General features: G+C 54.2%; 7 protein-coding genes, 1 tRNA gene and 1 pseudogene. 8 read left to right on the forward strand and 1 reads right to left on the reverse strand.

Annotated elements, in window-relative coordinates; genetic code table 11:
* From ACP5D4_RS13715 to ACP5D4_RS13730, 4 genes are all read left to right on the forward strand, one after another.
* A partial coding sequence (locus ACP5D4_RS13715) for an SH3 domain-containing protein (RefSeq protein WP_428012184.1) occupies positions 1–662 on the forward strand: 662 nt, incomplete at its 5' end.
* 106 nt (positions 663–768) lie between these two features.
* Entirely contained in the window at positions 769–1785 is a 1017-nt protein-coding gene (locus ACP5D4_RS13720; protein ID WP_428012185.1) for an aldo/keto reductase, read from the forward strand.
* Positions 1786–1999: 214 nt separating this feature from the next.
* Positions 2000–2073 (forward strand) — tRNA-Arg (locus tag ACP5D4_RS13725).
* A 95-nt stretch (positions 2074–2168) separates the two neighbouring features.
* The gene (locus ACP5D4_RS13730) at positions 2169–3464 is read left to right on the forward strand and encodes an RNA-guided endonuclease InsQ/TnpB family protein (RefSeq protein ID WP_428012186.1); all 1296 of its coding nucleotides are present in this window, start codon (positions 2169–2171) and stop codon (positions 3462–3464) included.
* Between the two features lie 78 nt (positions 3465–3542).
* On the opposite strand, the gene mnmE is transcribed toward ACP5D4_RS13730, so the two are convergent.
* Complete coding sequence (mnmE, locus tag ACP5D4_RS13735) at positions 3543–4919, reverse strand: tRNA uridine-5-carboxymethylaminomethyl(34) synthesis GTPase MnmE (RefSeq protein ID WP_428012187.1); 1377 nt, start codon at positions 4917–4919, stop codon at positions 3543–3545.
* A 240-nt stretch (positions 4920–5159) separates the two neighbouring features.
* On the opposite strand from mnmE, the pseudogene ACP5D4_RS13740 reads away from it, so the two are divergent.
* From ACP5D4_RS13740 to ACP5D4_RS13755, 4 genes and pseudogenes are all read left to right on the forward strand, one after another.
* A pseudogene (locus ACP5D4_RS13740) lies at positions 5160–5693 on the forward strand (DUF2062 domain-containing protein).
* 168 nt (positions 5694–5861) lie between these two features.
* Entirely contained in the window at positions 5862–8087 is a 2226-nt protein-coding gene (locus ACP5D4_RS13745) for a tetratricopeptide repeat protein (RefSeq protein WP_428012191.1), read from the forward strand.
* A 174-nt stretch (positions 8088–8261) separates the two neighbouring features.
* Positions 8262–10889, forward strand: coding sequence for a cyanophycin synthetase (gene cphA / locus ACP5D4_RS13750; protein ID WP_428012188.1), 2628 nt, complete (start codon positions 8262–8264; stop codon positions 10887–10889).
* Positions 10890–11076: 187 nt separating this feature from the next.
* Entirely contained in the window at positions 11077–11310 is a 234-nt protein-coding gene (locus ACP5D4_RS13755) for a hypothetical protein (RefSeq protein WP_428012189.1), read from the forward strand.
* The last annotated feature ends 184 nt before the right edge of the window (positions 11311–11494 follow it).

Genomic DNA, 11494 nt, shown 5'->3' on the forward strand with positions numbered 1-11494 from the left:
AACCCACCCCAACCGCAACCCCTACCCCTATTTCTCAAGCCCCCGCCTCGACTCCCACCACCCCAGAAGCGACCCCAGAAGCGACCCCAGAAGCGACCCCAGAAGCGACCCCAGAAGCGACAGTTCGACCTGCCATCGTCCGCGTCGTCCGTTGCACGACGACAATGGTTAGAGTGGACGATCCCAACGCTCCCCTGAACGTGCGATCGACCCCCAACGTCGCCGACGGAAATATTGTTGGAAACCTCGACAACGGAACCTGGGTATCCGTCGAAGGCGAGGAGGGTTCCTGGTGGAAAATCTCCGATCCCCTGTCCGGCTGGGTTTACAAAGATCTGACAGAAAGCAGTTGTAACCAAAAAGTTGCCCGAATTCAGTTTCCCGCCAACGCGATCGCGGTCACATTCGGTGATCGCTTCATCGGCACCGGAACCCACACCTATTATCTCGAAGCCTTTGCCGGACAAACGATGACCCTCACCGCCCTCGAAGGGCCGCTTCCGTTTCTGAGATCCCCCAGCGGCGAAGAACTCACCAACGCGGCGGGAATGGCGGGAGACTCCACCTGGACCGGACAACTCCCTGAAAGCGGCGAGTATATCCTCGAATTTCCCTCCAATTATCGAGGCTACGAATACGAAGTGAAAGTTGAGGTAAGGTGATGAGGTGATGAGGTGAGGGGGTAATGAGGTGAGGGGGTGATGGGATGATAAGGGAAGAGAAACATTCTCAACTCTCAATTTTCAACAATCGATTCTCAATTTCTTCATGGCGTTACCTGCAAACAGCCGAGTGCAACTGACTTCCGATCTGACGATTTGTCGCGTTCTCAACGGAATGTGGCAAGTGTCTGGCGCCCACGGACGCATCGATCGCAACCGTGCGATCGCGGCGATGTTCGATTACGTCGATGCGGGGTTTACCACCTGGGATTTAGCCGACCATTACGGTCCGGCTGAAGACTTCATCGGCGAATTTCGGCGACAACTGGCGGAAACACGAGGGAAGGCGGCGTTAGACGACATACAAGCCTTTACCAAATGGGTGCCGCGCCCCGGACGCATGACGCGAGAACTGGTGGAAAAAAATATCGATCGTTCCCGCGATCGAATGAACGTCGAGACCTTAGACTTATTGCAGTTTCATTGGTGGGACTATCGAAATCCTAACTATCTCGACGCTTTAGCGCACATGAGCGACTTACAAAAAGCAGGAAAAATCCGACATTTGGCGCTCACGAATTTCGACACCGAACACCTTCAAATTATTCTCGATCGCGGCATCGAAGTGGTGTCCAACCAAGTGCAATTTTCCCTTATCGATCGCCGTCCCTTAGTGAAAATGGCGCAGTTTTGCCAAGAACGGGGCGTTCGCCTACTGGCTTACGGGACGCTCTGCGGCGGGTTTCTTTCGGAAGAATGGCTCGGACGGCCCGATCCCGGTTCCTTCACCCTAGAAACCGTTTCCCTGCGAAAATACAAACAGATGATAGACGCTTGGGGCGGCTGGAGGTTATTTCAAGAACTCCTGTCGGTTCTCAAAAGCATCGCCGACAAACATGGGGTCAGCCTTGCCAACGTGGCGGTACGTTACGTCCTCGAAGAGCCTGCGGTGGCGGGAGCGATCGTCGGGGCGCGATTGGGGTTGAGCGAACATATTGCTGACAACGCCCGTCTGTTCGATTTCAGTTTAGACGAAGAAGACCGAGGGCAGTTGGCGCCGATTTTCGAGCGATCGCGCGATTTGTTCTCTATTATTGGCGACTGCGGCGACGAATATCGTTAAGGCCTGTTTGGCGGCGACAAAATCTTTATCAAAAATGGCGGGGTCAACCCAAAATCTTTGATAATTGGCTTAGACGGAATGGGTCGAGTTCGCAGACACCCTCTCCGAATGAAGTATCCGATTGCCCGAACGACTCGAGGTCGCCTCTTGCCCGAACGGGGTAGAAGATGATATTATGGTTTTAAATTGTGTGAATTTTTAAACTGACCCGGTTGGGTGCGTAACTCAGGTGGATAGAGTAGCTGCCTTCTAAGCAGCGAGTCGTAGGTTCGAGTCCTACCGCACCCGTTCTGTTTTGACCCAAAATAATGGGTTTCAAGCCCCGCCCTTCCAGGGCGGCATTATGTATGTTATGATGATACCAAGCAAGCAAGTGTCAAACGATGTTTGTTCTCGAATACAAGGTCAAACCTAAACCTTATCAAGTCGAAGCCATCGAGGAAGCAATTCGGATGACTCAGTTCGTCCGCAATAAAGTTTTGCGTTACTGGATGGATAATCGAGGTGTGGGTAAGGCTGAGTTATTTCGGTATAACACACGATTGAGAAAAGAGTTTAAGTTTGTTGAAGAACTGAACTCTCATGCTTGCCAGACGGCGGTCGAGCGAACCCTGAGAGCTATTACTCGTTTTTACGAAAACTGTAAAAAACAAGTCAAAGGAAAGAAGCGGTGCGACCCCGCGCCGTCGCACGGCGCTAGGGAACGCGCACCAAGAGAAGGTTATCCTCAATTCAAAAGGAATACCCGTTCAGTCGAGTATAAAGTTTCGGGTTGGAAACTTTCAGAAGACAGAAAGCACATTGTCTTCACCGATAAGAAGGGTATCGGACATTTGCGTTTAATTGGTTCGAGAGATTTAAATTATTACCACCCCGAGCAGATTAAGCGAGTCAGGATTCTCAAAAGAGCCGATGGATATTACGTTCAGTTTTGTATCAAGCTCGATCCGAGACTGACGGTGTCCAAACCTTTAACCCCTTCTCAAAAAGCGGTAGGGATTGATGTGGGCTTGAAGTATTTCTTGGCAGACAGTCAAGGAAATATCGAGCCAATTCCTCAATTTTATCGGAAAGCTGAAAAGCGACTCAATCGGCTCAACCGCCAAAAATCTAAAAAGTTCCGTAAAGGAAAACCCCAGTCTCGTAACTATCGAAAAGCTAGACAGCGATATGCTCGTCAACATTTGAGAGTAAGTCGGCAGCGAGAAGAGTTTGTCAAGAGAGTGGCACTCCGCATCCCCCCTTCGCCCCCCTTTCAAAGGGGGGTTGGGGGGGATTTGGTGGCCTACGAAGACTTGAATGTTGCAGGGCTAGTCAAAAATCGCCATCCCCCCTTCGCCCCCCTTAGCAAGGGGGGTTGGGGGGATGATGCCGGATGGGCGCTGTTTCGTCGGTGGCTAGACTACTTTGCGGACAAATACGGGAAGATAGCGATTGCCGTACCGCCTCACAACACGAGTCAAAACTGTTCGAGTTGTGGGGAAAAGGTACAGAAGTCTTTATCAACGAGAACCCATATTTGTCCCCATTGTGGCTTCGTCGCCGACCGCGATACGAACGCAGCGATTAACATCCTTAAATTGGGATTGAGTAGGGTGGGGCGCACCCGAATTCACGCATCGGGAGAGATTCCCTCTTGGCTGGCTGGAGAGATCCTGTCAGCTAACGGAGACTCGTAGAACGATGAATCCCCCTGCCTTCAGGCGGGGGAGAACGTCAAGATTGTGTCTGATGGCTGAACGCGCCGAAATTTCAGCTTACTTACCAATACAGAAGCGGCTGAAGATGCGATCGAGGACGGATTCGGTAATTTCTTCTCCAGTAATTTCCCCCAAGGCGCGAATCGCCCCTCGCAGGTCGATCGTCCAAAAGTCCAGCGGTAGCGCCTCGTCAATAGTTTGACGCACTTGTTGCAAAGCCACTTTCGCCCGCGTCAAGGCTGCGGCTTGACGTTGATTGATGCTGAAGTCAATATTCGCCGCCTGCAAGCGGTTGGCCTTGACGCGATCTAAAATCGCCGCTTCCAGGGTGTCAATGCCTTGATTTTGGGAGGCCGCCGTTTCGATGGGCGGTTCGGAAATCGGGAGTTGGGGAAGCCGTTGCGCCAAATCCATTTTATTGGCGATCGCCACCAGCGGACGATGACACACCTGTTGGTAAATGCGATCGTCGTCGTCAGTCCATCCCGTAGTGGCATCGAGTACGAACAACACCAAATCCGCCTGTTGCGCCGCTGCCCGCGATCGCTCCACGCCAATGCGTTCGACGCGATCGACCGTCTCGCGAATTCCCGCCGTATCCAACACCTGCACCGGAATTCCCCCCACCACCAGTTGAGATTCCACCACGTCCCGCGTCGTTCCCGGTAAATCCGTCACGATGGCGCGATCGCTGCGACTCCAGGCATTCAACAAACTGGATTTTCCCACGTTGGGACGGCCGACGATAGCCACCTTCAACCCCGTTCTCAACAGCTCCCCTTGACTCGCCGTCCCTTCAATGCGATCGATCTCCGCCAAAACCTCATCGATGTCTTGCGCGATCGATCCTTCATCCAACGGCGGTAAATCCTCCTCGAAATCCACCCGCGCTTCAATTTCCGCCAAAATATCCAAACACCGACCCCGCAACTGTCGAATCGGCGTCGCCAACCGCCCCTGCAACCCCGCCAATGCCGACTGCGCCGCCGCTTCCGACTTCGCCCCCACCAAATCCGCCACGCTTTCAGCTTGCGTCAAATCGATGCGTCCGTTGAGGAAGGCTCGCAACGTAAACTCTCCCGGCTGCGCCAATCGCGCCCCGTTTTCCAAACACAACTGCAACACCTGTTGCACCGCCATAATCCCGCCGTGGCAGTGAAATTCCACCACGTCCTCGCGCGTAAACGAGCGAGGCGCTAACATAAGGAGCAAGAGGGCTTCGTCTACAACGGCCTGAGTGTGAGGATGGCGTACCGTTCCGTACAAAATGCGGTGACTTTCCCACACTTGTCGCCCCGGAGCGCGAAAAAGTTTCTTCGCCAAAGATAGCGCCTCCGACCCGGACAGGCGCACGATGCCGACGCTCCCTTGTTGGGGAACTACAGCGGTGGCAATGGCGGCGATGGTATCGCCTCGTGCAAGCAGTTCGGACATCAACGTTGATAATTGATAGTTGACAATTGATAATTGATAACGTTGGACAGCTCAGAAAGCCCGAATTTCAAAGCGCGGGAAATTTATAAGATTTTCCATCGTCTCGTTCGATCGATAGCTTTTGACAATCGACTTTAAACTCGACGTTTTACTTCGTACATCGCAAATATGATACGCCCGATCGCATCTATACCCCAACTCGTTCAGTGGTTTTCCCGGCTCGGACAGCGCAGTTGGCGAATGCTGCGATATTATTATTGGCGCTTGGTGCGCTTGCAAGACCCGCCGGAATACTTGGCTCGCGGCATCGCGGCCGGCGTTTTTGCCGGATGTTTTCCGCTCTTTGGCGTCCAAACCCTCGTCGGCGTCCTGCTGTCGGTGGTGGTACGGGGACACAAACTCTGTGCGGCCGCCGGAACTTGGATTAGCAATCCCCTGACGTACTTGCCCATTTATTGAATTAACTTTCACGTGGGGCGGTTTTTGTTAGGCTCGAATCTCCAGGTCAACCTGACGGAATGGAACTCCCTCGACGGACTGCTCTCGGAAACGGGAGAAGCGATCGCCGATTTGTTCGTCGGGAGTTCGGTCGTGGGAACCGTCGTCGCTCTGGTGAGTTATATGCTAACGCTGCGAACCGTGCGCCTGTGGCGTCAGCAGCGACGAGAGCGACAATTGCGTAAAGCAGCACTTTACGACCTGTCAAAGGACTCGAAGGTGGTGCAATATAATCAAAAAGGAGCCGGGGGGTTGGAGTCGCGATCGACGAGTTGATGGGTGACGCGGGCGATCGCAGGATTTGAGGAGGTCAACCTTGGAAGAACTTCGGACGAGCGGCAAGAACTAGAAAGTCCGACGGCGTGGCGATACGACGTTCCGGCCGGCCACACGCTCGCCACTTCAGGGATTGCGTTCTATGGTTACATCGTCCCGAGGAAAGTCATGCGCTCGATCGGTCAACTGCTAGACAGACGCTATCGCATTATTAAAATTTTGGGGTCGGGAGCCTTCGGACAAACATTTTTGTCCGCCGATATGCGACGGCCGGGATTGCCCAAATGCGTCGTCAAACAACTCTCTCCTATTAAAGGGGGCGTCGAATCGCTGCAAACGGCCAAACGATTGTTCGAGCAGGAAGCAGAAACCCTCGAAGCCTTGGGAAGTCACGATCGCATTCCCCGACTGCTGGCCTATTTCGAGGAAGACGATCGCCTCTATCTGGTCAAAGAATACATCGACGGCCGTCCCCTCAGCGAAGAAATTGTCCCCGGTCAGCCGTTACCGGAAGAAGCGGTGGCGAAAATGCTGCGGGATGTCTTGCTGATTCTTCAGTTCGTCCACCAAAGCGAAGTCATTCACCGGGATATTAAACCGGACAATCTCATTCGCCGCAGTCGCGATAACGAGTTGGTGTTGATCGATTTCGGCTCGGTGAAAGCTCTCAGTCAACAATTGGCGCAAGACGATCGCTTGCGCACGATCGCCGCCGGAACCCCGGTGTATATGCCCATCGAACAGTTTCAGGGCAACCCCCAGTACAACAGCGATATTTACGCCTTGGGAACCATCGCCGTGCAAGCGTTGACGGGGATTTCAGCCAACAATCTGCCCAAGTTACAAGACGATTCGGGACAGATGAACTGGCGCAAGCGAACTCAAGTTTCGGAGGATTTGGGCGCCGTTATCGACAAAATGGTGGAGTATGCTACCGCCAAACGCTATCAGTCGGTCGAAGAGGTTTTAGAAGACTTACAGCCGATTTTAGACCGATTCGGCCGAGAACACGGAGAATTAGCAGAGGGTTCGTCTTCCTCTGAGGAGGACGAAACCGTTGGTCAAGAGGGGAAGACCCGCAGTCGCGCTCAAGGGGCGATCGCCTTTTTGACGCGACCGTGGGGATGGCGTCGGTGGACGGCGGCCTCGCTGCTGGCGGCGGCCTTGGCGGCGGGGTCGGTGTGGGCTTGGCAACGTCCGAATCAAAGTCGATCGTGGGAGTTTTACCGTCGTGGCGTCGCTAAAATCGAAAACGGCGATCGCGCTGGGGCGTTGGTAGAATTCGATCGATCGATCGCTAAAAATCCTCAAAATGCCGATGCGTACTACAAACGGGGCAACATTCGTTACGATTTAGGCGAGTACGACGCCGCCATCGCCGACTACACCCAAGCGATTCAGCACGATCCCGAAAACGCAGACGCATACTACAATCGCGGCTTGGCGCATATGGACTCGGGACAGCTAGAATCCGCCATACAAGACTTTTCTAGCGTTTTAGAACAGTCGCCCAGCGACGCCGATGCGTACTACAATCGCGGCTTGGTGTCCTACAAATTGGGGGACTATCAATCGGCGATTCAGGACTACACCCAAGCCATTCTCAACAATCCCGATTCGCCCTATCCCTATCTCAATCGAGGATTGGCCTATTCGGCGGCGGGGAACAAACAAGCGGCCATGGCCGACTACACCCAAGCCATTCGCGTCGATCCCCAAAATGCTGATGCCTACTACAGTCGCGGTCGGGCGCGATTTGCCCTCGCCGATTACAAAGGGGCAATTGAAGATTATAGCACAGTTATCGACCTCTATCCCGATAACGTAGAAGCCCTCGTCAACCGCTGTAGCGTTCAGTTGAATTTATCGGAATACGAAGCGGCGGTAGACGACTGTACTCGGGCGATCGAACTCGATCCCGACGACTGGGCGGCCTACAACAATCGCTGCGTGGCGAATTTCAACTTGAAACAGTATCAAAACGCCATCGACGACTGCACCCGCACCCTAGAACTCAATCCCGACAACGCCAAAGCCTACAGCAATCGGGGCTTGTCGAAAGCGGCTATCGGCGATCGCGCCGGGGCGGTAGAAGACTACACCCAGGCCATCGCCCTGAGTCCCAACAACCCCGTCGCCTACAGCAATCGCGGCTCCGTCTACGCAGACATGGGAGAGTACGGAAAAGCCATCGAAGACCACACCCAAGCGATTCGCCTCAACGCCAATTTTGCCAGCGCCTACTTCAACCGCGCCAACGTTCGCGAGGAACTCAACGACATCCAAGGGGCGATTTCCGACTACCAACGGGCGGCACAATCCTGCCTCGATCGCGGCTTAGTCGATTGCTACAATACCGCCCAGAACCAAATTCAGCGGCTATCGGGCGAGTAATGGGGAGATGGGGAGAGGGAAAGAGCGGGAAAAATTATCAATTATCAACTCTCAATTATCAATTGTCGAGAGTGTTCGTCACGAACAGTTGACAGACGATCGAGCGATCGAAACTAAACTATATTATTCACGTATAGTTCCCCTCTGCTCCGGCTAGATTCTCTGGTTATCCCTATGAAAATCCTGAAAATCCTCACCTTACGCGGCCCGAATTACTGGAGTATTCGCCGTCATAAGTTAATTGTCGTGCGACTCGACCTCGAGAATCTGGCAGAGCGAACGACAGACACGATTTCTGGATTTTACGAGGCGCTCGTCGAAACCCTACCGAGTATCGAAGAACATTTCTGTTCTCCGGGCCATCACGGTGGCTTCCTCAAACGGGTCAAAAACGGAACGCTACTGGGTCACGTGGTCGAACACGTGGCTCTGGAACTGCAAACCTTAGCCGGAATGGAAGTCGGTTTCGGGCGGGCGAGATCGACCGCTACCCCCGGAGTGTACAACGTCGTTTTCGCATACAAAGACGAACGAGCTGGGCGTTACGCGGCTCGGGCGGCGGTGCGCCTGTGCAGTAGTCTCGTCGAGACGGGACGCTATCCCCAGGCGGAACTGGAACAAGATTTAGCAGATTTACGAGAAATCTGGGAAGACGCCGCACTCGGACCGAGTACGGAAGCCCTGGTGAAGGAAGCGGAATACCGACGCCTTCCCTGGACCCAGTTAAGCGCCCGGGCGATGATTCGCTTCGGAACGGGAATTCATCAGAAACGGGTTCAAGCTACCCTCACCGATAACAGCGGAATTTTGGGCGTGGAACTGGCCTGCGATAAGGAAGGAACCAAAACCATCCTCGCCGATGCGGGAATTCCAGTTCCCCGAGGAACGGTGATTCACTATCTCGACGAACTCGAAGAGGCCATCGAAGATGTGGGGGGCTATCCGGTAGTCATTAAACCCCTCGATGGAAACCACGGTCGGGGAATTACGATTAACGTGCGATCGTGGTCCGAAGCCGAAGACGCTTACGACGCCGCTAGTGAAGAATCGAAAACGCGATCGGTCATCGTAGAACGATATTACGAAGGACGCGACCATCGCGTGTTGGTGGTCGATGGAAAAGTGGTGGCCGTCGCCGAACGGGTTCCCGCCCACGTGGTTGGTGACGGAAAATCCACCATCGCCGAATTGGTCGAAGAAACCAACCGCGACCCGCGACGGGGAGACGGTCACGATAACGTTTTGACCCGGTTGAAGCTCGATCGCATTAGTTTGCAGTGGTTGGACAAACAGGGTTACGACGCCGACAGCATCCCCGAGAGAGGCGAAATTTGCTATTTGCGGGCGACGGCGAACTTGAGTACTGGCGGAATCGCCATCGATCGCACCGACGAAATCCACCCGGAAAACCGCTGGTTAGCCCAGCGCGTCTCGAAAATCGTCGGCTTGGACATCATCGGCTTAGATATCGTCACCCGAGACATCTCCAAACCTTTACGGGACAACGACGGCGTCATCGTGGAAGTCAACGCCGCCCCCGGTTTCCGAATGCACGTCAGCCCCAGCGAAGGGAAACCTCGCAACGTGGCCGCCCCGGTGTTGGATATGCTGTTTCCCCCCGGAACCCCCCACAGCGTCCCCATCATCGCCATTACGGGAACCAACGGGAAAACCACCACCACCCGCCTCATCGCCCATATTTGCAAGCAAACCGGGAAAACGGTCGGTTATACCACCACTGACGGAACTTACATCGGCGACTATCTGGCCGAAGCCGGAGACAACACCGGATCCCAAAGCGCCAATTTGATTCTCGGCGATCCCACGGTGGAAATGGCCGTGTTGGAAACGGCGCGAGGCGGAATTCTGCGGGCGGGTTTGGCTTTTGAGGAATCCGACGTGGGAGTGGTGTTGAACGTGGCCGCCGACCACCTGGGAATCGGCGATATCGACACTATCGAACAGATGGCCAGTTTGAAAGCGGTGGTGGCCGAGGCGGTGAAACCGGAGGGTTACGCAATTCTCAACGCTGACGATTTCCGAGTGGCGGATATGGCGAAAAACGTCAAATCCAACATTATGTATTTTTCGATGAACCCGGAAAACGAGATCGTCCTCGAACATACGAAAAACGGCGGAAAAGCGGCGGTCTATCAAGACGGGTTTTTGACGGTGTGGGACGGAAGTGACAGAATTCGGGTGGCGAAGGCTGAAGAAGTTCCGCTGACGTTGAAGGGAATGGCCCCGTTTGCGATCGCCAACGCTTTGGCCGCCTGTGCGGCCGCTTACGCCCAAGGGCTGGAGTTAGAGGCGATTCGCGCCGGATTAGCGACGTTTAAGCCCTCGGTGGGTCAAACGCCGGGACGGATGAACTTGTTCGATATGGGGGACTATCACGCCCTAGTCGATTACGCCCACAATGCGGCCAGTTACGAAGCGTTGGGCGGGTTCGTCCGCAACTGGCCCGGGAAACGCATCGGCGTCGTCGGCGGACCGGGAGACCGTCGGGACGAGGATTTTCTGGAGTTGGGTCGGCTGTCGGCGAAAATCTTCGATTCGATTATTGTTAAGGAAGACGACGACACGCGGGGACGGCCTCGGGGAGAAGCGGCGGATTTGATTTGTCGCGGAATTGAGGAAATCGACCCGGATTGTCGTTATGAGTCGATTCTCAGTGAGGAGAAGGCGATTAACGTGGCGTTGGACGAAGCCCCCCGCGAGAGTTTGGTGGTGATTTTACCCGAAAGTGTGAAACGGGCGATTCGGGCGATCGAAGCGCGAAATCCCGTCAAAGACAGTTAACCGTAGGGTGTTGTGATGCGGGAGGAAATCGGGCTGAAGTCCGATGCAGGTTCCCGCATCCCTCCATAGCCCCCCTTACTCTCATAGTCCCCCTTATCAAGGGGGGTTGGGGGGATGATGGTACGATAAAGTACGCCACCGAACGTCTTGGGTTACGATCGAACCCTGTCATCGCATCCCGAAATTCATGGTTGTCGAACTGAACTCTCCGATCGATCGCTGGCTTCCTCCCGTTGATAACACCGAAATTCCGCAAGACCAACTCAATATTGAAGACAAAACCCGCCGCAATCTCCTTCCCTGGAAAGGACAGTTTTCACCCCAATTAATTGAGGTTTTGCTGAAGACGTACAGCTTTGACGGATGCCAGGTTTTATACCAATTTTCAATAACGCTGCCATTGATGAAAGCATCAAATTAACCCGTCTTATCGTTCCTACGCTCGGCGTGGGAACGGGAGTTGAGGCGCTCTGCGCCCCGTGTTTGACGACTCGACGCCGAGCGTCCGAAAGGTGCGTCCCTACGCCGAGCGTAGGGACGATGGAAGTTCTACCAATTTTCAATAACGCTGCCATTGATGAAAGCATCAAATTAACCCGTCTTAT

Source organism: Baaleninema sp., from assembly GCF_049974805.1.
Classification (GTDB): domain Bacteria; phylum Cyanobacteriota; class Cyanobacteriia; order Cyanobacteriales; family Geitlerinemataceae; genus Baaleninema.